Genomic DNA, 22,238 nt, shown 5'->3' with positions numbered 1-22,238 from the left:
CGTCTTCGCGGCTTCGCGTGAACCCTCAATTCCCCAGCCACGCCTTGCGGAACGCCAGCTGCGCCGGCGTCACCGCCGCCCCCACCGTCTCGCCGCGCACGACCGTGAACGCCGGATCGACGGCCAGACGCAGCGTCGCCGTCCGCTCGACCCCACGCTGGCGATAGCGGACCGCCACCGCATCCCCCGGCTTGTGCGAGGCGAGCAGCGCCGTCACATCCTCGGCCGAATTGGCCGGCATACCGCCGACGCTCAGCAATACATCGCCCTCTTCCAAACCCGCCACATAGGCCGGCGAAGACGGCGCGGGCGGAGCGGCGATCACCACCCCGCTTCCACCCTCATCCGCCTTCAGCGCAAACCCCGCCCAGGCCGCGCCGGGCGTGCGCGGCTGCATCGCCAGCCCCGCCTGTGCGAGCAGCGGCGCGAAATCGGGCAGCCCGCTCGCATGGACATAGTCGTCGAAGAAGCCCTTCGCGAACGCCGGATCGCGCGTCACCTCGGCGAGGCCACGCTCCAGATCGGCGGGCGTATAGGGCTTTTCGGCATCGCCCCGCGTCTCCCACAGATGCCGCATATAGCTGTCGAGCGTCACGCCCGGAAACCGCTGCCGCAGCTGAAGGTCGAGCGCCAGTGCCACGACGGCGCCGTACGGGTAATAGGAAATGAAGATGTTGGGGTTGGTCCGGTCGATCGATTTCGCCGCATCGACGAAGGGTGCACGCAGGCTCATTTCCTCCGGCCCGCCGTACCGCCGCCCGCTGCCGTTGACGACGCCGTTCAGCGTGCCGCCCAGCCCTTTGAGGAAATCGTCCACGCTGCTCTCGCCCGCGCGACGGATCAGCAGCGGCCCATAATATTGCGTGAAGCCCTCCGCGAACCACAGGCTCGGCGTCGGATTGGCGCGCGTGAAGTCGAACGGCTCCAGCTCGGCCGGGCGCAGCCGCTCGACGTTCCAGCTGTGGACGAACTCGTGGCTTAGCGTATTGAGCTGCGCGTAATTCGCCTCGGCCAGCCCCCGCGGCTGGGTGATGATCGTCGAGTTGCGATGCTCCATCCCATCGCCCGCGATCTGCGGCATATAATCGGCGATGAAGGTATAGGTGCCGTAATCGTAGCGCGGCGCGCGGCCGAACAGCGCATAATGCTGCGCGATCACCCGCTTCGTCTTGGCGGCGTAGGTATCGACCTCCGCCTCCGTCCCCATGTGATGCACCGCCAGCCGGATCAGATACGTCTTGCCGATCGCGTCGGTCATCGGCCACTGGCGCAGCGAAAAGGGGCTGAGCTCGGTCGGGCTGTCCATGAAATACTGGAAGTTCGGCGCCCAATACGTCCCCTCCGCCTTGCCGGCGGGCAGCTGCGTGGCGACGCGCCATTTGGGGTCGAAGGTGTGGAAGCGCACCCGGATCGGCTTGGCGTCATAGCCGGTCGCCCACAGGAAGGTCGCCGGGATGTTAAGATGCGCGTGGTCAGCATCGATCTGCGCGTAGGTTCCGTCGCCCCAGTCGCCAAACAGCGTATAGGTGACCACCACGGTGCCGTCATGGCCCGCCACCGACCAGCCATACGGATCGGTCCGCGTCAGCGCGAGCGGCCGCCCGCGCCCGTCCTTCGCCGACACCGCATAGACGTTCTTCGCGAATTCATGGATCGCATATCGCCCCGGCGACGAGCGCGCCATCTGCACGCGCAGCGGCCCCGCCGGCACGCCGCGGAACGTCGCGGTCACCTGCGCTTCGTGATGCACCGCATTGGGAAAGGACACGTCATACGCCACTGGCGCAGCCTCGCCCGGATCACCCGCCTGCTGCATCGCCAGCGCCTGCGCCGCGAGCTGGTCGGCGGTCTGCGCCCCGGCCGCGGCCATGGCCGGCCCTGCCATCGCCAGCGCGCCTGCCCCCAACACCGCTGCCGCCACCATCGCCCGCATACCCAACCCTTCCCTATTCGGCGGCGACGATGCCCGCCCGCGCTTTGCCCGCGCAACAAAAAAGGGGCCCCGCCGCAGCGGAGCCCCCCAGATATGCCGTCAATGACCCGCTTAGAAGCGGAACGACGCGCCCGCGCGATACTGGCGCCCGATCAGGCCGGCGTAATGCCAGGTGGTCAGGAAGTTCGGCGCGCTCGAATAGGCGGCCGGTGCGACCGGCGCCTTGGCGTCGAACACGTTCTTCACGTTCAGGAAGAAGGTGAACTTGTCGTTGACCTTCACCGTGCCGTTCAGATCGACGTTGATGAACGGGCTGACGTAGCAGAACGCCTGATTCTGTGGCGACGAACGCGTGTACAAATTGCCGTTGGCGCAATCGAGCGGCAGGCCCTGGTCTTCCGACACCGCCTTGATGCGGCTGACGTAGAACGCCGTCGCCGACAGCGAGTAATCGCCGAAGTCCAGCGTGTTCTGCCAGTTGCCGCGCCACGACGGCGTGCCGTTGCCCGACGACAGGTCGTACGGGCCCATCGTGCCGGCATAATGCTGCACACCCGCCGAGGTGACGAGGTTGTACTTGATGACGTGCGTCGCTTCGATGCGGCTGGTGAACTTGATCCCATCGCCCAACGGCACGGTCGCCGTAGCCGAGAAATCGATGCCCGAGGTCAGCGCATAGTTCGCGTTCACATACGGCACGTTGATGATGAGGACACGCGGCAGCGCGTTCGGGAACAGCGGATCGACCGCGTCGGTCGTGTTCACCGAATAGCCCTGGCCGACCCCGGCCACCGCGGTCTGCGCCGCGGCGAGGTTCGCTGAATTGTAATAGGCCGCGACCGCCTTGCCAAAGTCCGGACCGGTGACGATCAGGTTCTTCTTGCGGACGTTGTAATAATCGACCGTCAGGCTCAGCCAGCGTACCGGCTGGAAGATCACGCCGCCGGTGAAGCTGCGCGAGATTTCCGGCTGGAGGTTGGGGTTGCCTGCAAGGCCGCGGCCCAGATTGTAGTTGAGGTTATAGGGGTTGCCGTTCGCCGAGCACGACGCCGCCGTGCCGGTGCCGCCGTGCTGCAGGATGAAGTTACACGGCGGGGTCGTCGACACGAAGCCCGCATACTGGCTGCGCGGACCCGATTCGGCGAAGGTCGGCGCGCGGAAGCCCTCGGCATAGGTGCCACGGATCGCCAGTTCCTTGATCGGCGTGAACTTGACACCGACCTTCGGCGAGAAGTGGCTGAAACCTTCCGAATAATGGTCGTAGCGACCCGACACGTTCAGCTCGACCTGGTCGAGGATCGGCGCATCGGCTTCAAAATAGGCGGCCGACACGGTGTGCGACCCGAACGCCGAGGCGGTCGACAGGCCGTAGGTGTCCAGCGCGGCATTCTGGTTATTGTTCTCCAGCGTCTCGCGACGCACCTGCCCGCCGATGGCGAGCTGGAGTGGACCGCCCGGCAGGTCGGCGAGGCGTGCGGACAGCGACGCATCCAGCGCCGCCTGGGTCGAGAACGACGGCGTCACCTTGTTGGGCGAGATCGCGTTGCGCACCGCCGCGCTGTTCTGCGACGGGTTGACGAAATTGTACGACCCCGTGTTGATCGCCTGGGCGAGGCCCGCGATGTTGATCAGGCCGCGTTGCGTCAGCTGAATCTCGTCGCGTGCGTACACGCCCTCGACACGCCAGTTGTAACGGCCGTCGCCGAAATTGCCGTTCAGGCCTGCGGTGGCGCGGTACACCTCGTTCTTGCGATCGCTGCCGCCGGGGATGTCGCCGAACAGATAATAGATGCGCGCCGCGCCGTTGGTCGGATCGTTGGCGAACGCTGCCGCATAGGGGTTGTTCGGATTGAGCTGGCGGTTCGCCGCGGTCGCGCAATTGGTGCCCGCCGCGCAGATGTACACCGGCAGGACGATGCCGGGGTTGTTCGACGCGACCGACGGTGCGCCGCCGAACGGCTGCGTGTTGCGGATCGCCGAGGGCGTGCCGTTAATGCTGACATCACTGCGGCTGTAGCTGCCAGTGATATAGCCTTCGACGTTGTCGGCGATGCGGACGCTGACGCGGCCCTGCAGCGAGTAGCGCTCCTGCAGCGGCTGAATCTGGCGATACAGGTCGACCAGGTCGTACTTGCAGCCGGTGCCCTGCGCCGAACTGGTGGTGACGGCGAACGTGTCGCGCGCGCAGTTGGCCAGGCCCAGCGCGTCGTAGCGCGTGGTCAGCGGCGCGCCGACCTGGCCGGCGAGCGGGTTGTTGAGGTCGGTCTGGCGGACGCGCGTGACATAGGCGGTCGGGACGTTGACGGTCAGCGACTGGTCGGACGCGTTATTGTCCAGGCCGCCGATCGAGGTCAGGTCCTGCGTGTTGTATGGGAAGCCGCGGCTGTGGTTCGACACGCGGCCGTCGCGCTGATATTCGCCGTTCAGGTAGACGTTGAAGCCCTGGCGGTCATAATCGCCATAGCCCAGCGTTAGCTGCGCGCGCTGGTGGCTCGCATCGCCGCGCTCGGCGACGCCGCCCTCGACCAGGCCATCGATGCCGGTGAAGTGCTTCTTCAGGATCACGTTGACGACGCCGCCGATCGCATCCGCGCCGTAGGTCGACGATGCGCCATCCTTCAGCACTTCGATCCGGTCGACCAGGCTGAACGGGATCGAGTTGAGGTCGACATAGGCGTTATGGCCATCGTCGTTCAGCGGGAAATTGGCCGAGCGCAGCCCGTCGATCAGCACCAGCGTCGACGAGACGCCGAGGCCGCGCAGCGAAACCGCCGAACCGCCGGCCGAGAAGCCCGACTGGAAACCGGTGCCGATCGAGCCCGCGCTGTCCGCCGAGATCGAACGGATCGCGTCCGACGCGGTGGTGATGCCCGCCTTGGCCAGCGTGTCGCTGGTCAGCACGGTGACCGGCGACGGGGTTTCGGTGTCGGTGCGACGGAACAGCGAACCAGTGACGACGATGTCGCTCGCCTTGTCCTGATCGCTTGCGCCCTGCGTCGTGGTCGGATCGGTCTGCTGATCCTTGATCTCGAGCTGCGCGGGCGTCTGCGTCGCGGTCTGCGCGAACGCCGGAGCGGCCCCCAGTACCAGCGCCAGCGGCGTCGCCGCGGCGAGCAGAGCCGCCTTGCGCGTCACATCGAATCGAGCGATTTTCGTCACGTATATCCCCTTTGCAACGGCGCCGTTTTCGGTCGCCCCATGCGCATCAATTTGGAATGTCAGTCTTCTGGACTGCGTGACGCTTGTGTGACTGTCTTGCTCACGTAAAGCACGTACTGCTGACCTATTTCCGCTTTCAGCAACGTTGCGTTGCAAAACAGCCACAGCGAGTGGCGCTATGTTGCGCAGAAGGCCCGGTCACCGACCCCAAGTTGCCGCGACTGGCGGAATGCGGAAATGCCGCGCTCGCGTCTCCGTCGCGCGAGGCGATGGCGCACACGGACGCGCAGACTGATCGCTATCGCTCGCGGAGCTACATAGACATCATCGCGGTTGCAGCGTGGATGGTCCCGGCGCCATACAACCGGTCCCTATGTCGGACGGATAGCGCGCGCCGCGCAAAACCCCGCCGCGTCAGTCTTTCCGACTAAACAGCCGCCCCAGCATCGCCTCTGCCGCCTTGCCCACCGCATCGGCGATCGCCTGCGGGTCGGGCTGCGTCTGCGTCCCCTGCGGCGGGACGGGCGGCACCGGCGGGACAGGAGGCACCGGCGGCACGGGCGGCACCGGCGCCTCGGGCGGGCGCGGCGCGTCCGGCTTCGTGGCGCGCTCGGCGCGCCCCTTGGCCAGCGCCGCGGTCGCCGCGGCCGCCGCCATCGTCAGCCCCGCCGCCAGCATCTCGCGCCCCTGCGGGCTGTTCGCCTTCTCCAGCAGCGCCCCGCCCACCTCGCGCACCTCCTTGGGCAGCTTCACGCCCAGCACTTCCTTCGGAAGCTTCGCCTTCTTGTGCTTCTTGCCCATCGCGCAATCTCCTCGTGTGGCACAGACGTAAGACACCGCCGCCTTGCTTTCAATGTGGCTCGAAATCGCGCGCAAGCGTTCCTACCTGCCAGACTAGCATCAGAAACAGAACAGAAGTAGAACCCGCTTCATGCTGACCAAAATCTCCGTCCGCGGCGCGCGCGAGCACAATCTCAAGGACGTCGACGTCGACATCCCCCGCGACACGCTGACGGTCATCACCGGCCTGTCGGGGTCTGGCAAATCGAGCCTCGCCTTTGACACCATCTATGCCGAGGGGCAGCGCCGCTACGTCGAATCGCTGTCGGCCTATGCGCGCCAGTTCCTCGAGCTGATGCAGAAGCCCGACGTCGACCATATCGAGGGCCTGTCCCCCGCCATCTCGATCGAGCAGAAGACGACATCGCGCAACCCGCGCTCGACCGTCGCGACCGTCACCGAGATCTACGATTACATGCGCCTGCTCTGGGCGCGCGTCGGCATCCCCTATTCGCCCGCCACCGGCGAGCCGATCGCCGCGCAGACCGTCAGCCAGATGGTCGACCGCGTCATGGCGCTGCCCGAGGGCACGCGCCTGTACCTGCTCGCCCCCGTCGTGCGCGGGCGGAAGGGCGAATATCGCAAGGAACTCGCCGAATGGCAGAAGGCGGGCTTCACCCGCGTGCGCATCGACGGCACGATCCATGAGATCGACGAAGCCCCTGCGCTCGACAAGAAGTACAAGCACGATATCGAGATCGTCGTCGACCGCCTCGTCGTCCGCGCCGACGCCGCGACGCGGCTGGCCGAAAGCTTCGAAACCGCGCTGAAGCTCGCCGACGGCCTCGCTTATATCGACCCGGCCGATCCCGTCGAACCGCACACCCCCAAGTCCGAAGTCCTCGGCGACAACGCCCCCGCCGGCCGCATCGTGTTCAGCGAAAAGTTCGCCTGCCCGATCAGCGGCTTCACCATCGCCGAAATCGAGCCGCGCCTCTTCAGCTTCAACGCCCCCCAGGGCGCCTGCCCGGCGTGCGACGGCCTGGGCGAAAAGCTGCTGTTCGACGAAGACCTCGTCGTCCCCAATCACGACCTCAGCATCAAGAAGGGCGCCGTCGTCCCCTGGGCGAAGTCCAACCCGCCCAGCCCCTATTACATGCAGGTGCTCGGCTCCCTCGCGCGCGAATACAAGTTCGACCTCGATACGCCGTGGAAGGACCTCCACCCCGAAACGCAGGACGTCATCCTGTTCGGCACCAAGGGCAAGGCGGTCACGCTCACCTTCGTCGACGGCAAGAAGAGCTACGACGTCAAGAAACCGTTCGAGGGCGTGATCGGCAACCTCAACCGCCGCCTGCTCCAGACCGAGAGCGCGTGGATGCGCGAGGAGCTGGGCAAATACCAGTCGTCGCGCCCCTGCGAGGTCTGCCACGGCGCGCGCCTCAAGCCCGAAGCGCTCGCGGTCAAGATCGCGAAGACCGACATCGCCCACGCCACGCACCTCAGCGTGGTCGACGCGCTCGCCTTCTTCACCGATCTGCCCAATCATCTGGGCGACCAGCAGCGCGCGATCGCCGAACGCATCCTGAAGGAGATCGTCGAGCGCCTGGGCTTCCTCAACAACGTCGGCCTCGATTACCTCAATCTCGATCGCACGTCGGGCACGCTGTCCGGCGGCGAGAGCCAACGCATCCGCCTGGCGTCGCAGATCGGCAGCGGCCTGTCGGGCGTGCTCTACGTGCTCGACGAACCCAGCATCGGGCTCCATCAGCGCGACAACGACATGCTGCTCGCGACGCTCCGCCGCCTGCGCGACCTCGGCAACACCGTGCTGGTGGTCGAGCATGACGAGGATGCGATCCGCACCGCCGATTACGTCATCGACATGGGGCCGGGCGCCGGCGTCCACGGCGGCCAGATCGTCGCGCAGGGCACGCTCAAGCAATTGCTCAAGAGCAAGACCAGCATCACCGCCGATTACCTCAACGGCACCCGCGAAGTTCCCGTTCCCGCGCAGCGCCGCAAGGGCAACGGCAAGAAGCTCACCGTCCACAACGCGCGCGCCAACAACCTCACCGGCGTGACGGCGTCGATCCCGCTCGGCACGTTCACCTGCATCACCGGCGTGTCGGGATCGGGCAAGTCGAGCTTCACGATCGACACGCTCTACGCCGCCGCCGCACGCACGCTCAACGGCGCGCGCATCCTGGCGGGCAAGCACGACAAGGTCACCGGCCTCCAGCACCTCGACAAGGTGATCGACATCGACCAGTCGCCGATCGGCCGCACGCCGCGGTCGAACCCGGCGACCTACACCGGCAGCTTCACGCAGATCCGCGACTGGTTCGCCGGCCTGCCGGAGGCGCAGGCGCGCGGCTACAAGCCCGGCCGCTTCAGCTTCAACGTCAAGGGCGGCCGCTGCGAGGCGTGCCAGGGCGACGGCGTGCTCAAGATCGAGATGCACTTCCTCCCCGACGTCTACGTCACCTGCGACGTCTGCCACGGCGCCCGCTACAACCGCGAGACGCTGGAGGTGAAGTTCAAGGGCAAGAGCATCGCCGACGTGCTCGACATGACCGTCGAGGATGCCGCGGAGTTCTTCAAGGCGGTGCCCCCGATCCGCGACAAGATGGAGATGCTGGTCGAGGTGGGCCTGGGCTACGTCAAGGTCGGCCAGCAGGCGACCACCCTGTCGGGCGGCGAAGCGCAACGCGTCAAACTCGCCAAGGAACTCTCACGCCGCGCCACCGGCAACACGCTCTACATCCTCGACGAACCGACGACGGGCCTGCACTTCGAAGACGTGCGCAAGTTGCTCGAAGTCCTCCACGCGCTGGTCGAGCAGGGCAACACCGTCGTCGTCATCGAACACAATCTCGACGTCATCAAGACGGCGGACTGGATCGTCGACCTTGGCCCGGAAGGCGGCGTGAAGGGCGGCGAAATCGTCGCCACGGGCACGCCGGAGGATGTGGTGAAGGAACCGCGGAGCTTTACGGGGAAGTATCTGGCGCCGTTGTTGAAATGACTTTACCCGTTATCTTACTTAAAACAACCTCTCCACTCCCGAAGAATGCGCCTATAGCTTAGAGTAAACAATTCTTCTTCGTTTCCTTCCAATGGATATCTGTCAGTCGAAAATGTTTCACCTCGAAGGACATCCAGTATCCGCATATCCTCTATATCTAATTCTGGGAGCGCCTTACTCATAAGCCACAGCCCTAGTCTCGCAGCCTGGGGTGTTAAGGGAGGCTTCTCAGCAAAATACGCATATATGTAACGATGCCTATCTTCACCTATTTGAAGACTTAGCAGGTTCTCTACCTTTACCGTTCCCTCTATGTCTACAAAGCCAAAACTAGAGTTAATTGTCTTTGGAATTTCACGAATTTCCTCATTTATCCAGCGGCGTTTTTCCTGCCACCATCGAAGAAATCCATCACGGAGACGAGGATACAGCTTTTTTCGTCTCCAGTTTCTGTCGATTTGGTCAGCAATGGCCTCTCCAAGGTCGACCTTGCCGGCCGCGTGCGCCTTAGCGGCACTCCAAAAGGGCAAATGAAAGTCACCGCCTGGCGACGGCCCTTCGTCCCGGCGCTTCATGACCTCTCGAGCATCACGCCGTATCGCGGTAGAACGAAGCTTATCGCTCAACATCATGAGCTTCAAAAGCTTGCGGAGATGTATCCTATCCAAGCCCAAGAATCAGATCCACTTAACACGGATAACCCGCTTTATCGTAACCTAAGTTTTATTTCCCGCAAGGCTGCCGTCTAGAAAACCTCCCTTTATTCGGATCGGTTAAAACTACGCGGCTGTAACTCTCGAATGCCCAACTTATCCAAACTAAATTCAGTCCTGATATGGCCGTTTCGGCTTACTCAAGTTGGATGTTGCGGCCGGCGAGGATGCCGTCGCGCATGTCGCGTGGTTACGCGCCAAGGTAGAGCGGGCGATCATCGATCGGCACCGGAAGACCTGACGCTCGCCACCGATGCACTCGTCGCCGACGTTCGAAATAAGATTCACGCGGAGGCGCGGAGAACGCGGAGGTGTCGCGCCTGCCACACGCGTAGGCCCTCCCCGCACGGCGCAATAAGCGAACGACGCTGCGGCGCGCGAACCCTCTCTGCGTCCTCCGCGCCTCCGCGTGAACAAACCTTGTTCTTCCTCCCGGCAGGTCCGCCGATCGCAAGGAATCCTAAAGCCCCGCCGCCCTGCGCAGTGTCGCGCTCATCCGCCCCTACCAGCCCGGCCGGTCCGCACGGAACCGCTCGATCACGTCGGATCAAGCCGCAGCGTCACACCTCTGTTCTGCCTGCCGATACGACCCGCTAGATTTCACTCATGACCGACCTAACCCCATCGGGTCGGAGTTCGCGACCAGCGAGGATGCCGCCGCGCATGGCGCGTGGTTCCGCGCCAAGGTGGAGCGGGCGATGGCTTCCACCGCCCCCAAAATCCCGCACGATCAGGTGATGGCAGAGGCACGGCGGATCATCGATCGGCACCGGACAACCTGACGCTCGCCACCCGCGCGCACGCTGCCGAGGTCTGGACAGTGTTCGCACGCGGAGGCGCGGAGGACGCGGAGGCGTCGCGCCTGCCGGACGCTCCCGCCCTCCCTGCACGGCGAGACAAGCAAAAGACGCTGCCGCGCACGCCCCCTCTCTGCGCCCTCCGCGCCTCCGCGCGAACACAATCCTACCTCCCGGCAGACGCGCCGATCGCGAGGAACCCTAAAGCCCCGCCGCCTTGCGCAGCGCCGCGTTCATCCGCCCCTGCCAGCCCGGTCCGTCCGCGCGGAATCGCTCAATCACATCGGGGTCGAGCCGCAGTGTCACCTGGCGCTTGGCCTGCTCGCGCAACGGTGGACGGCCACGTACGACACCATCGGGTCCGAGATAGCCGCTCGCCGGGCGAACGACCCTGCCGCCGACGCGAACCTCAGCGATCGCCGCCATGTCCTCCGTCAATTCGGGGGCGTCATCGGGATCAATCCAATCCGACATATCTGATCTCCCATTGGTGCATCCGTCGCATCGAGATCACGCGGCATGCGCCGTCGCGCTCCGTCCAGACCACCGCCACCGCGACCTGCTCCATCCAGCCATACGTGATCTGCCGCACCTCACCGTAATCGACACGGTCGTCGATGACGGTCCGGCTTCGCCCCTCGAACACCCGAGCTGCGGCGGCAAGGTCGAGGCCACGCTCACGCAGGACCTTATCGCGTTTCTTGGGATCGAAGCTGTCTCCACATCCGCCCCCTTTATGTAGCTACACATACATCCATGTTGGACATTCCACGAGACAAACTGTCCTACACGCCCCGCCTCGCCTACACCGCGCGACTCGCTGTCCGCCGGAGCCGCGCGCCGCTGATGCCCGATCCCGCCGCCCTGCCGCCCGCAATGCTGGCTTCCGCGAAACACGTGCGTGGGCGTGACTTTTGTGACTTTCCGCGGCCGCACGCCCTGTCCCCTCGCCCCGATCCATGGCATCCTAAGCCCATAGAAAAGAGAGAGGATCATCCATGGCCACCGCTCTACGTCCCGATTCCGTTACGGCGTCGCGGCGCGACTCGATCAGCCCCGAGGAATGGGCGCTGCGCGTCGATCTTGCCGCCGCCTATCGCCTGGTCGCGCATTATGGCTGGGACGATCTGATCTTCACGCATCTGTCCGCGCGCGTGCCGGGGCCGGAGCATCACTTCCTCATCAACCCCTACAATCTGATGTTCGAAGAGATCACCGCCTCGTCGCTGGTCAAGATCGACCTCGACGGCAACAAGATCGACGATACGCCCGCGCCGGTGAACCGCGCCGGCTTCGTCATCCATTCGGCGATCCATGCCGCGCGGGAGGATGCCGCCGCGGTGCTCCACCTCCACACGCCGCACGGGCAGGCGGTGTCGGCGATGCGCGAAGGACTGCTGCCCCATACGCAGACCGCGATGATCGCCGGCCACGACGTCGCCTATCACGACTTCGAAGGCATCGCGACCGAGCTGGACGAGCGCGAGCGGCTGGTCGCGGACCTGGGCACCAAGAGCAGCATGATCCTGCGCAACCACGGCACGCTCGCGGTCGGCGCCAGCGTCGCCCAGGCGTTCGTGCGCATGTACTTCCTCGAACGCGCCTGCGAAGCGCAGATCCTGATGCTCAGCGCGGGGCGGGAGAACCTCAACACCCCCAACCAAGGCGTCGCCGAAAAGGTCGAGGAACAGTCGAGCGGCGCCGGCATGGCGATGCTCGCGCAAGGCCTCGCTTGGCCCGCGCTGCTGCGCAAGCTCGACCGGATCGACCCCAGCTATCGCGACTGAACGCCCCCTTTGTCGTCACCCCGGGCTCGACCCGGGGTCCCGCTTCTTCGGACCGCCCGGCAAAGCGGGACCCCGGATCAAGTCCGGGGTGACGGCTCCCCACAGGAAAGCCGCCAGCCATGCCCCATTACGGCGACTATCAGAACGCCATCTACTTCGCCGGCCTGTCGGGCGTAGTGCCCAAGGTGCCCGTCGACTACGCCACGCTCGCCGCCCGCGCCACCGCGGCGATGCCGGCATCGGTGCGCGATTACGTTCAGGGCGGCTGCGGCGACGAATATACGCAGGACCATAACGCCGCCGCCTTCCGCCACTGGGGCATGGTGCCGCGGATGATGGTCGATTGCGCGACCCGCGACCTGTCGATCGACCTGTTCGGCCTGCGCCTGCCCAGCCCGATCTTCATGGCGCCGATCGGTGTCACCGGGCTGATGACCCCCGACGGCCACGGCGACCTCGCCGCCGCCCGCGCCGCCGCCGAGACGCGCGTGCCGCTGGTCGCCTCCACTTTGTCCAACGACCCGCTGGAGGACGTGGCGCAGGCGATGGGCGACACCCCCGGCTTCTTCCAGCTCTATACGCCCAAGGATCGCGACCTCGCCGCCAGCCTCGTCTCCCGCGCGGAGGCGGCGGGCTACAAGGGCATCGTGGTGACGCTCGACACCTGGGTCACCGGTTGGCGCCCCCGCGACCTCAACACCGGCAACTTCCCGCAGCTCCGCGGCCATGTCCTGGCCAATTACTTCAGCGACCCCGTCTTCCGCCGCCTGCTGCCGGTCCCGCCCGAGCAGGACCCCGCCGCCGCGGTGCGCAGCTGGGCGGCGACGTTCGGCAAAGTACTGACCTGGGACGACATGCCCTGGCTGCGCTCGCTCACGAAACTGCCGCTGATCCTGAAGGGCATCTGCCATCCCGACGACGCGAAACGCGCGATCGATACCGGGGCCGACGCCATCTATTGCTCGAACCACGGCGGCCGGCAGGCGAACGGCGGCATCGCCGCGATCGACATGCTGCCGGACGTCGTCGCCGCGGCGGGCCGCACGCCCGTCCTGTTCGATTCCGGCGTCCGCTCTGGCAGCGACGTGGTGAAGGCGCTGGCGCTGGGCGCCGCCGCGGTCGGTGTCGGCCGCCCCTATAGCTACGGACTGGCGCTCGACGGTGCTGCCGGCGCGGCGCATGTCCTGCGCTGTATCCTGGCGGAGGCGGATCTGCTGATGGCGGTCAACGGCTATCCCGATCTCGCCGCCGTGCGGGCCGCAGGCGCGTCACGAACGGCCTGATCTGTCTTGATGACAGTATTTTCATTCCCTTTTCTACATTTGACTTGATCTACCTATCAATTCGGGTCGCCGCAGGGTTGACGCGCCTTGTCTCATGTCTAGGGCTATTGTCAGTCAAAGGAGCAAACTATGACTGATGAAACGTCCGACCTGAATGCCGTCGAACTGGCAACCGAACTGACGATTGCTTGGCTCGGCAACCCCAACACCCGTATTTCCGCTGATGAGGTTCCGGCCTTCCTCGGCAAGATGCACGACACCGTCTCGGCGCTGCTTGGCACCGGCACCACGGAAACGGAAAGCGCACCGGCGACTGAATATACGCCCGCGGTTTCGGTGCGTAAGTCGCTGGCGTCGAAGGATCACATCATCTCGATGATCGACGGCAAGCCGTACAAGACCTTGCGTCGTCACCTCGCCACCCATGGCATGACGCCGGCCGAATATCGCGAACGTTATGGCCTGAAGCCGGATTACCCGATGGTCGCCGAAACCTATTCGGAAAGCCGCCGCGCGATGGCCAAGAAGATCGGTCTCGGCCGCAAGCCGGGCGCGCGCAAGGGCGATGGCGCCGCCGCTGCCAAGCGCGGTCGCAAGCCGGCGGACGCCGTCGAGGCCTGATCGGCCACGCCCCTCCGCCGCCGCCCCCACGGCGTTGGAGGGAACGAACGCAAGACCCGCGCGGAAGGGATGCCCTCCGCGCGGGTCTTTCGTATCCGGCGATGACGAGGGGCCGCTATTGGGGGCCGCTATTGGCCGAACGCGCCCTTGCGATACAGCAGGGTGATCGCCACGCGGCGATTGCGCGGATCGCCGGGGTCGTTGACGACGATCGGCTCGCGATCCGCCACGCCCTCGATCCGTTCGAAGCGCGATTCCGGGATGCCGCCCAGCGCCAGCCGCCGCCGCGTCGATTCCGCGCGGCCGGACGACAGCATCCAGTTGTTCATCGCCCTGGGGTCGCCATAGGGCACGCTGTCGGTGTGGCCGCGGATCATGATCGTGTTGGGCGTCCCCGCGATCGTGCCGGCGATCATCCCGATCAGGTCCGACGCCCGCGAATCCAGCGCCGTCGTACCCAGCGCGAACATCGAATAGTCGGCATCGTCGACCAGATCGATGCGCAGCCCGTCCTGCGTCGGCACGAAGCGGATATGGCTCGCGAGCTTCGACAGGCTCTTCGAACTCATGATCTGCTTCTCGATCTCCTGCTTGATCGCCTCGAACGCCTTCTGGTCGAGCGCGGTCGCGGTCGGATTGCGCAGCGATCCCTTGTCGCCCGTGCCGCTGCGGTCGCCGCCGGTCTGCATGATCGGCACACCGATCGACGCGATCGGTGCCGCCGCCGCCTTCGGACCCAGCTTGTTGTTGCTGAGGATCGATTCGCCGCCCAGCACGCCATTGCCGCCCAGGCCCAGCGACTTCTTGTCGATCAGCGTCGGCGCGAAATAGTCGGCGATGCCCTTGCGCTGCTTCTCCGTGGTCGCGCCGAGCAGCCACAGGAGCAGGAAGAACGCCATCATCGCGGTCACGAAGTCGGCATAGGCCACCTTCCACGCACCGCCATGGTGACCACCACCGGCGATGGTGATCTTCTTGACGATGACGATCTTGGGCGGCTGGTTGTTGCCGTGCGGTGCTGCGCGCGCCATCGGATCTTACTTGCCGCGCAAGCCGTCGAACACTTCGGCAAAGCCGGGCTGGTTCTTGTGCGCGATGCCGGAGCGGGCGGCCTCGATCACCAGCGGCTGCGGGTGGCCGTGCAGCGAGGCGATGATGATCTGCTTGACGACGTGATAGATGGCGGCGTCGGCATGGATGATCTGCTTGAGGCGCCCGGCGAGCGGATTGACGATGCCATAGGCCAGAAGCACGCCCATGAATGTGCCCACCAGCGCCGAGCCGATCATGCCGCCGAGCACCGAAGGTGGCTTGTCGATCGACCCCATCGTCTTCACGATGCCGAGCACCGCGGCGACGATGCCGAGCGCTGGTAGCGAATCGGCGAGGCTGGTCAGCGTATGCTCCGGACCCTCGACCTCGTGATGGTGCGACTTGATCGCATGGTCCATCACCTCTTCCACCGCATGCACGTCGAGCGTGCCCGACGACACGACGACCAGACGCAGCGTATCGGCGATCAGATTGACCAGCGTATGATCGGCGAGCAGGCGCGGATATTCGCTGAACACCGACGACGACTTGGGGTCCTCGACATGCGGTTCGAGCGCGATCGGACCGTCCATGCGCAGCATCTTCATCAGTTTGCTGACGAGGAAGATGACGTCGAGATAGTCCTGCTTCTTGTATTTGGGCCCCTTGAACACCTTGGCGAGGCCGCCGCCCATCGCCTTCAACTCGGCGCCGGAGTTACCGATGATCAGCGCGCCCGCTGCGGCGCCGCCGATGATGAGCATCTCGTGCGGGATCGCCTCGAACACGGGGCCAAGGGCACCGCCGGTGATGGCGAAACCGCCGAACACCATGCCAAGTAGAACGACGAGACCGATCGCAGGAAACACTGTGGGAACCCCCGTTTAGCCGGCGATGCCGACTCTTGTGGCTTACCGGGTTAACCGCATTTCCTAGACAAGTGGTTACCATGCCCCGGATTTGGCCGTTCCGGACAAAAACCTGTGGCAACGCCTCGCCGCACGAACGGCACGCAACCACGACCGCCGCTCGCGCGGCGACGGGACGTTACGCGTGTCGGCCTTGGCCTAGGTTATTTCAGGTAATCGAACAGCGAGAGCTGCGAGAGCTTGGTGAAGCTCGCCTGCGACGCCGACAGCGCGGTCATCATCTGCTGCAACTGGACGATCGCGTCGGTGACGTCGACCTGCTCCAGCTTGCCGCGCAGATCGGCGCGATCGGTATTCGCCGTGGTCAGCAATTGCTGTTGCAGATCGACGCGCGCCGACCGCGACCCGACCGAAGCCTGCACGTTGGCGACCTGGTCGACGGCCTGGCTCAGCGAATCGAGCGCCGTGCTCATCGACGATGACACGTCGCCGCCGCCGTTCAGCGTCGCCGCCATGCGGCTCAGCATCGCCAGCGTATTGTCGCCATTGCCCAGGTCGAAGATCGTCTTGGCGCTCTCGGTCGCCTGGATCGTCTGGCCATCGGCGATCGGCACTTCGGACACGAGCGTGTTGTTCGCCGGGAAGGTAAAGGTGCCGTTGCCATTGTCGGTCACCGCCTTGGTGCCGTCGACGGTGCCAAACAGCGGCTGGCCGCGCACGTTGCGCGAATTGGCAAGCGTGACCAGCGACTGGACGACCGAGGTGATTTCGGTCGCGATGCTCTTGCGCGCGGCGTCGGTCTGCGTGCCGGTCGCCGCCTGCGTCGCGAGTTCGGTCGCGCGGGTCAGCTGTGCGGTGATCTGCTTGAGCACACCATCCGCCTGATCGAGCAGCGAGCTCGCCAGCGTCAGGTTGGTGCCATACACCGCCGCATCGGCGTCGCGACGATCGAGTTCGGCAAGCTGCTGCGCGCCGGCGGGGTCGTCGGACGGTTTGATCAGCTTCTTGCCGGTCGCGATCTGCGTCTGCAGTTCCTGCGCCTTGTCGCTCATCTTGGTTAAGCGGCTGGAGGCGTTGCTGTAGAACAGGCTGGTCGAAATCTGCATGGGCAATCCTACCGCATATCCAGAAGCGTCTGCATCGTCTCGCGCGCGACCTGGATCACGCGGCTCGAGGCGGCATAGGCCTGTTGGAAGCGAATGAGATCGACCGCCTCCGAATCGAGATTGACGCCGGTCGAGGACGACAGTGCCGTCGCCGCGCCATCGCGGATCGACGTCTGCGCGTCCGCGATCGTGTTCTTCTGCTTGTAGGCGGTGGCATTGTCGGTGACGAGCGTCGTCAGCTGCGCCTCATAGCCCTTGCTGTTACGCGTCGCTTCCAGCGCGGCGAGGTTCGACGCATCGCGCGATCCGCCACCGGTGCCGGCCGCGATCTGGCTGCCGACGAAACCGGTAGCGACGCTCATTTCGGTCGCCGGCCGCGTCTGGTCGATGACGAACATCGCGGCGCCGGTCTGGTTGTTCTGGTCCTTGCCCGCCGCCTGGTTGTCGTTGACCGTCTTGACGAACTGCCCCGCGACCGAATTGAGCACGTCGCGGATCGACGAGGCGCGCTGCGCGCCATCCACCAGACCGCCCAGCGTGCCGCCGCCGGGGGTGATCTGCGTCTTCTCGATCCCCACCGTAATGCTGAAGGCGATCTTGCCGGTGTCGTCGCGCGCATAGGTGACGGTGCCGGCACCGGTGCCGCGCACGAACGGCGCGCCGCTCGATCCGCCCAGGTTGACCGTCGCCCGCCCGATCGAATCGAACGTGGTGGTGATGTCGCTGAGGTTGCTCATCTGCGACAGGACGTCGTCGCGCTGGTCCATCAGCTGCGCCGCCGCGGTGCTGCCCGGCTGCGAGCGACTGATGCCTTCGTTGATCTTGGACAGCGACACGCCGAGCGACGTCAAATCCTGCGCGGCCTGGTTGCCGGCGGTATCGATATCGGCATCGATCTGGTCGAACGCCTTTCCCGTCGCAGTGAAGGCGATCGCGGCGGAGGTCGCGGCGCTGACCATGCCGGTGCGCAACGCGGTCGAATCGGGTTCGGCGGCGAGCGCCTGCGCTGCGCCGAAGAAATTGGTGACGCGCGACGTCAGCGCATTGCCGGTCAGCGCGCCCTGGATACGGTCTAGCCATGCCGCACCGCTGGTGGTGCGCGACAGGTCGCTGTTCGCGGCGCGCAGCGCGCGGCTGGAATAGATGTCGGTCGATCGGGTTACGCCGGTCAGCGTGACGCCGTTGCCCGCGGCATAAGCGAAGGTCGTGCCGACGCCGGCCACTTCGTTCAGCGCGACCTGTCGACGCGTGTAGCCGGCCGAATTCACGTTGGCGATGTTCTCGCCAACGGTCGCAAGCGCGGTTTGATACGCGCGGACGCCGGACGCGCCGATCGACAGCATATCGCTCATTTGGGCGGATCTGCCGTGGAGTCGTTAAGATCCGATTGCTTCTTGGCGAGGAAGGCGGTCATCGCCTTGCCGATGCCCAGCGGCGTCGTCTCCGACATCGTCTGCGCGACGCGGGCATCCTGCATCTCGGTGAAGGTATCGATCGCCTTCGAATCGAACAACGGATCGGCCAGCTTCGCCTGCCGCATGCTCTTCAGCATCATGCCGGTGAACACCGCTTCGAACTGCTGACCCGCCTTCTTCAGATTGTCCGCAGTCTTGAGGCGCGACGTATCGGTCGAGATTCCTCCGGCACCGGCGACGCCAGTCGAGATCGACGGCCCGGTCACAGGACGATCAACTCCGCCTTGAGGCTGCCGGCTTCCTTCAGCGCCTCCAGGATCGCGACGAGATCGGCGGGCGACGCACCGATCGCGTTCACCGCCTTCACCACATCGGCGAGCTTCGGCCCGGGCGTGAGCAGGAACATCGGCTTCTTCTCCTCCTCGACCGACACGTTGGACTTGCGCTCCAGCGCGGTCTGCCCCTGGCTGAACGGAGCAGGCTGGCTGATCCGCTGGTTCTCGTCGATGCGCACGGTCAGCTTGCCGTGCGTCACCGCGGCCGGACCCACCCTGACCGCAGAATTGATAACGACCGTTCCGGTGCGTGCATTTACAATTACTTTTGCCGGCGGCTCGGCCGACACGACGTCGAGGTTCTCGATCGTCGACATCAGCGTCGCGCGCACGTCGGCCCCCGGCGGCGCGCGCACCGCGATCGACACGCCGTCGATCGCCTCGGCGGTGCCGAAGCCGAGCTTCGCATTGATCGCCTGCGCGACATTCTGCGCCGTGGTGAAATCGGCCCGCGCGAGGTTGAAGGTGAGGTTGGGCGTCGAATCGAAGCCGGTCGCGACCGCACGTTCGACGGTGGCGCCATCGGGAATGCGCCCGGCGGACGGCACGTTGACGACGATCTTCGATCCGTCCGCGCCCTCGGCCCCCAAGCCGCCAACGGCAAGGTTGCCCTGCGCCATCGCATAAATCTGGTTATCCGCACCCAGCAGCGGCGTCAGCACCAGGCTGCCGCCGCGCAGGGACTTGGCCTTGCCCATCGAAGCGACGGTGATGTCCAGCTTCTGTCCCGGCTTAGCGAAGGGCGGCAGATCGGCGGTGATCATCACGACCGCCGCGTTCTTCATCCCCGGATTGGCCCCCGGCGGTAGCTGCAGGCCGAAGCGCGACGCGACGGCTTTGAGCGACTGGACGGTATATTCGAGATTGTCGTCACCCGTGCCGGGCAGGCCGACGACCACACCATAGCCGGTCAGCTGGTTCGAGCGGATGCCCTGGAAACCGCCGAGGTCCTTGATCCGGTCGGCCTGCGCAGGCGCAGCGACGAAGGCCAGAGCGGCGGCGAGCGAGAGGATCAGACGGCGGAACATGGGCAGCAGCCTGCACTTCCTATGGTTAACAACGCGTCAAGACGGCCGTCAGAACGGCGACACGACGGAGAAGAAGCGGCTGAGCCAGCCCTGCCGCCCGGCGCGCGCGACGTCGCCCTTGCCGGTGTAGGAGATCTGCGCATCGGCCACGCGGGTCGACAGCACGCGATTGTCGGCGCTGATATCGGCGCTGCGCACCAGCCCCTTGATCCGCACGAATTCGTCGCCGCGGTTCAGCGTCACGCGCTTCTGCCCCTGCACCAGCATCGTCCCGTTCGGATAGACCGCCGCGACCGTCACGGAGACTTCGCCCGATAGCGAATTGGCCTGGTTCGCCTGCCCCTGTCCGTTGAAGCCGCGCGTGCCGCTCATCGACGCATCGGTCGCGCCGAACAGGCTCAGCGGTCCGGTGGTCGGCGGCGTGATGCCGCCCTGCCCGCTCGAATCGAGCTTCGAGCTCGACGATTTGGAGGCGGCGGTGTTCTCGACCAGCACGATCGTCAGCGGATCGCCGACGCGGCGGGCGCGCCAGCCTTCGTACAGCGGCGCATAGCCGTCGCTCGCTTGGAAGATCGCGCCATTGGCCGGGGCCGGCGGCGGCGTCATCGGCGCGCGCACGACGGTGAAGTCCTCCGCCGGCTTCTTCTTGCCGAAGATGCTGGCGTTCGCCTCGCCGGGCGTAAGCGCGGCGAGCACGAGCAGGCTGGACGCCGCGGCGAGCGCGATCTCGGCCCAATGGCTGACGACGAAGGCGCCGGGGCGGAAGGGGTTGGGTGCGGAGGCCATGTTACAGGTTCTGGTTCACGTATTTGAGCATTTCGTCGGAGGACGAGATCATCTTCGAATTGACCTCATAGGCGCGCTGCGTCTCGATCATGTCGACGAGTTCCTCGACGACGTTGACGTTCGACGCTTCCAGGCTGCCCTGGCGCACATTGCCGCGACCATCCTGCCCGGCAATGCCGAGGTTGGCGGCACCCGACGAGGCGGTCTCGCGCAGGTAATTGTCGCCGGTCGATTGCAGGCCGGTGGGGTTGGGGAAGCTCGCGATCTGGATCTGGCCCAGCGTGCTGCCCGTCGTCTGCCCCGGGATCTGCGCGGTGACGGTGCCGTCGGTGCCGATCGACACCGAGGTCGCGTTCGCCGGCACGGTGATGCCCGGCTGGACCTGATAGCCCTCCGACGTCACCAGCAGGCCTTCCGGGCTGCGGTTGAAGTTGCCCGCGCGCGTATAGCCCAGCTGGCCACCCGGCATCTGGATCTGGAAATAGCCGTCGCCATCCAGCGCCAGGTCGAAGCTGTTGCCCGTCTGCGTCAGCGACCCCTGCGTGTCGATCCGCGCCGTGCCCTGCACGCGCACACCGGTGCCGAGGTTGAGGCCGGTCGCATATTTGGTTTCCGCGGTCGACTGGGACCCCGGCGCCGTGACCGTCTGATAGGCCAGCGTCTCGAACGCGGCGCGATCCTTCTTGAACGCCGTCGTGTTGACGTTCGCGAGGTTGTTCGAAATGACTCGCATGCGCGTATCCTGGGCGTCGAGCCCGGTGCGCGCGATATGCATGGCGGAGGATGACATGCTCTTCGTCCCTTAGCTCGGCAGGCGCATCACGGATGAGCCGCCTTCGTCCAGTTCCTTGGCCGATTTCATCAGATTGGCCTGAATTTCGTAGCTGCGCTGGTTTTCCAGCATATCGACGAGCACCTGCGTCATATTGACGTTGGAGCCCTCCAGCGCGCCGCCCTGCACCTTGGCGTCGAGGTTCGCGGGCAGCGTGCCGCCGCCCTTCACGCGCAGCAGGTTGTCGAGGCCCTTGACCGTCTGCGACCCCTTGGTGTCGACGATCTTCAGCCGGTCGACCACCTGGGGATTGGCGGCATCGCCCCCTTGCGGGATGATGCTGATCGTCCCGTCGCCGGCGATCGTCAGGCTGGTGTACGGCGGCAGCGTGATCGGGCCGTTCTGACCCTGCACGATGAAGCCGTCGCCGGTCTGCAACACGCCCGACGGCGCGACCTCTAGGTCGCCGCGACGGGTATAGGCCTCGCTGCCGTCGCTCGCCTGCACCGCCAGCCAGTCGTTGACGCCGGTGACGGCGACGTCGAGCGCGCGGCCGGTATGCTGGATGGCACCCGGCGCGCGATCGGCGTCGGTGACTTCCTCGCTGGTCGGCGCACGCGCTTCCAGCTGGGCACCACCGCCCTTCAGCTCGATCCGGTCGAAGATGACGCGATCGGCGCGAAAGCCCGTGGTGGACGCGTTCGCCATGTTGTTGGCGATCGCGGCCTGCGCCTGCATGTGCGCGCGCAGACCCGTCGCCGCCGTGTAGACCAATTTGTCCATCTAGCGCTCCC

General features: G+C 65.6%; 20 protein-coding genes. 5 read left to right on the top strand and 15 right to left on the bottom strand.

Features of this window, described 5'->3' with window-relative positions; genetic code table 11:
• Positions 1 to 25 precede the first annotated feature (25 nt).
• From ACP7A3_RS06935 to ACP7A3_RS06925, 3 genes are all read right to left on the bottom strand, one after another.
• The gene (locus ACP7A3_RS06935) at positions 26 to 1,933 is read right to left on the bottom strand and encodes a M61 family metallopeptidase (RefSeq protein WP_426256540.1); all 1,908 of its coding nucleotides are present in this window, start codon (positions 1,931 to 1,933) and stop codon (positions 26 to 28) included.
• A gap of 111 nt (positions 1,934 to 2,044) precedes the next feature.
• Positions 2,045 to 5,092 (bottom strand): TonB-dependent receptor domain-containing protein, encoded by a 3,048-nt coding sequence (locus ACP7A3_RS06930; protein WP_426256539.1) that lies wholly within the window; start codon positions 5,090 to 5,092, stop codon positions 2,045 to 2,047.
• Positions 5,093 to 5,506: 414 nt separating this feature from the next.
• Positions 5,507 to 5,893: a hypothetical protein gene (locus ACP7A3_RS06925; RefSeq protein WP_426256538.1), complete on the bottom strand. Its 387-nt coding sequence runs from the start codon at positions 5,891 to 5,893 to the stop codon at positions 5,507 to 5,509.
• A gap of 130 nt (positions 5,894 to 6,023) precedes the next feature.
• Here ACP7A3_RS06925 and uvrA point away from each other — a divergent pair, with 130 nt between their 5' ends.
• Positions 6,024 to 8,900: an excinuclease ABC subunit UvrA gene (gene uvrA, locus ACP7A3_RS06920; protein WP_426256537.1), complete on the top strand. Its 2,877-nt coding sequence runs from the start codon at positions 6,024 to 6,026 to the stop codon at positions 8,898 to 8,900.
• A gap of 14 nt (positions 8,901 to 8,914) precedes the next feature.
• Here the strand turns inward: uvrA and ACP7A3_RS06915 are convergent, their stop codons facing one another.
• A complete protein-coding gene (locus tag ACP7A3_RS06915) occupies positions 8,915 to 9,475 on the bottom strand; it encodes a hypothetical protein (RefSeq protein WP_426256536.1) in 561 nt (186 codons plus the stop codon).
• 614 nt (positions 9,476 to 10,089) lie between these two features.
• Here ACP7A3_RS06915 and ACP7A3_RS06910 point away from each other — a divergent pair.
• The gene (locus tag ACP7A3_RS06910; RefSeq protein ID WP_426256569.1) at positions 10,090 to 10,395 is read left to right on the top strand and encodes a hypothetical protein; all 306 of its coding nucleotides are present in this window, start codon (positions 10,090 to 10,092) and stop codon (positions 10,393 to 10,395) included.
• A gap of 216 nt (positions 10,396 to 10,611) precedes the next feature.
• Here the strand turns inward: ACP7A3_RS06910 and ACP7A3_RS06905 are convergent, their stop codons facing one another.
• On the bottom strand, positions 10,612 to 10,884 hold the full coding sequence (locus ACP7A3_RS06905; protein WP_116462815.1) for a BrnA antitoxin family protein: 273 nt from the start codon (positions 10,882 to 10,884) through the stop codon (positions 10,612 to 10,614).
• On the bottom strand, positions 10,868 to 11,095 hold the full coding sequence (locus ACP7A3_RS06900; protein WP_426256568.1) for a BrnT family toxin: 228 nt from the start codon (positions 11,093 to 11,095) through the stop codon (positions 10,868 to 10,870). Before ACP7A3_RS06900 ends, ACP7A3_RS06905 begins: the two co-directional genes overlap by 17 nt.
• A gap of 313 nt (positions 11,096 to 11,408) precedes the next feature.
• Between ACP7A3_RS06900 and ACP7A3_RS06895 the strand changes: the two genes are divergently transcribed.
• The 3 genes from ACP7A3_RS06895 to ACP7A3_RS06885 all read left to right on the top strand — a co-directional run bounded on the left by ACP7A3_RS06895 (position 11,409) and on the right by ACP7A3_RS06885 (position 14,101).
• A complete protein-coding gene (locus ACP7A3_RS06895; RefSeq protein WP_426256535.1) occupies positions 11,409 to 12,197 on the top strand; it encodes a class II aldolase/adducin family protein in 789 nt (262 codons plus the stop codon).
• Between the two features lie 119 nt (positions 12,198 to 12,316).
• The gene (locus ACP7A3_RS06890; protein WP_426256534.1) at positions 12,317 to 13,480 is read left to right on the top strand and encodes an alpha-hydroxy-acid oxidizing protein; all 1,164 of its coding nucleotides are present in this window, start codon (positions 12,317 to 12,319) and stop codon (positions 13,478 to 13,480) included.
• Between the two features lie 129 nt (positions 13,481 to 13,609).
• The gene (locus tag ACP7A3_RS06885) at positions 13,610 to 14,101 is read left to right on the top strand and encodes a MucR family transcriptional regulator (RefSeq protein ID WP_017977383.1); all 492 of its coding nucleotides are present in this window, start codon (positions 13,610 to 13,612) and stop codon (positions 14,099 to 14,101) included.
• 128 nt (positions 14,102 to 14,229) lie between these two features.
• Here ACP7A3_RS06885 and ACP7A3_RS06880 read toward each other — a convergent pair whose 3' ends face one another.
• The 9 genes from ACP7A3_RS06880 to ACP7A3_RS06840 all read right to left on the bottom strand — a co-directional run bounded on the left by ACP7A3_RS06880 (position 14,230) and on the right by ACP7A3_RS06840 (position 22,227).
• Positions 14,230 to 15,132 (bottom strand): flagellar motor protein MotB, encoded by a 903-nt coding sequence (locus ACP7A3_RS06880; RefSeq protein ID WP_017977382.1) that lies wholly within the window; start codon positions 15,130 to 15,132, stop codon positions 14,230 to 14,232.
• Between the two features lie 6 nt (positions 15,133 to 15,138).
• Positions 15,139 to 16,002 (bottom strand): flagellar motor stator protein MotA, encoded by an 864-nt coding sequence (gene motA / locus ACP7A3_RS06875; RefSeq protein WP_020486342.1) that lies wholly within the window; start codon positions 16,000 to 16,002, stop codon positions 15,139 to 15,141.
• Between the two features lie 203 nt (positions 16,003 to 16,205).
• Positions 16,206 to 17,108 carry a flagellar hook-associated protein FlgL gene (flgL, locus tag ACP7A3_RS06870; protein WP_017977380.1) on the bottom strand — a complete coding sequence of 301 codons (903 nt, stop codon included), beginning with the start codon at positions 17,106 to 17,108 and terminating at the stop codon, positions 16,206 to 16,208.
• Positions 17,109 to 17,116: 8 nt separating this feature from the next.
• The gene (gene flgK, locus ACP7A3_RS06865; protein ID WP_017977379.1) at positions 17,117 to 18,460 is read right to left on the bottom strand and encodes a flagellar hook-associated protein FlgK; all 1,344 of its coding nucleotides are present in this window, start codon (positions 18,458 to 18,460) and stop codon (positions 17,117 to 17,119) included.
• Entirely contained in the window at positions 18,457 to 18,789 is a 333-nt protein-coding gene (locus ACP7A3_RS06860; RefSeq protein WP_147035819.1) for a rod-binding protein, read from the bottom strand. Before ACP7A3_RS06860 ends, flgK begins: the two co-directional genes overlap by 4 nt.
• Positions 18,786 to 19,886, bottom strand: a complete 1,101-nt coding sequence (locus tag ACP7A3_RS06855; RefSeq protein ID WP_017977377.1) for a flagellar basal body P-ring protein FlgI — start codon at positions 19,884 to 19,886, stop codon at positions 18,786 to 18,788. Before ACP7A3_RS06855 ends, ACP7A3_RS06860 begins: the two co-directional genes overlap by 4 nt.
• A gap of 48 nt (positions 19,887 to 19,934) precedes the next feature.
• Positions 19,935 to 20,672 carry a flagellar basal body L-ring protein FlgH gene (locus tag ACP7A3_RS06850; protein WP_063687287.1) on the bottom strand — a complete coding sequence of 246 codons (738 nt, stop codon included), beginning with the start codon at positions 20,670 to 20,672 and terminating at the stop codon, positions 19,935 to 19,937.
• Between the two features lies 1 nt (position 20,673).
• Positions 20,674 to 21,462 carry a flagellar basal-body rod protein FlgG gene (gene flgG / locus ACP7A3_RS06845; protein WP_024310426.1) on the bottom strand — a complete coding sequence of 263 codons (789 nt, stop codon included), beginning with the start codon at positions 21,460 to 21,462 and terminating at the stop codon, positions 20,674 to 20,676.
• A 12-nt stretch (positions 21,463 to 21,474) separates the two neighbouring features.
• Entirely contained in the window at positions 21,475 to 22,227 is a 753-nt protein-coding gene (locus tag ACP7A3_RS06840; protein ID WP_017977374.1) for a flagellar basal body rod protein FlgF, read from the bottom strand.
• Positions 22,228 to 22,238 lie beyond the last annotated feature (11 nt).

Source organism: Sphingomonas sp. DC5200-1, assembly GCF_049897245.1.
GTDB classification, from domain to species: Bacteria; Pseudomonadota; Alphaproteobacteria; order Sphingomonadales; family Sphingomonadaceae; genus Sphingomonas; species Sphingomonas aquatilis.
This window is presented reverse-complemented; position numbering and strand designations above follow the sequence as displayed.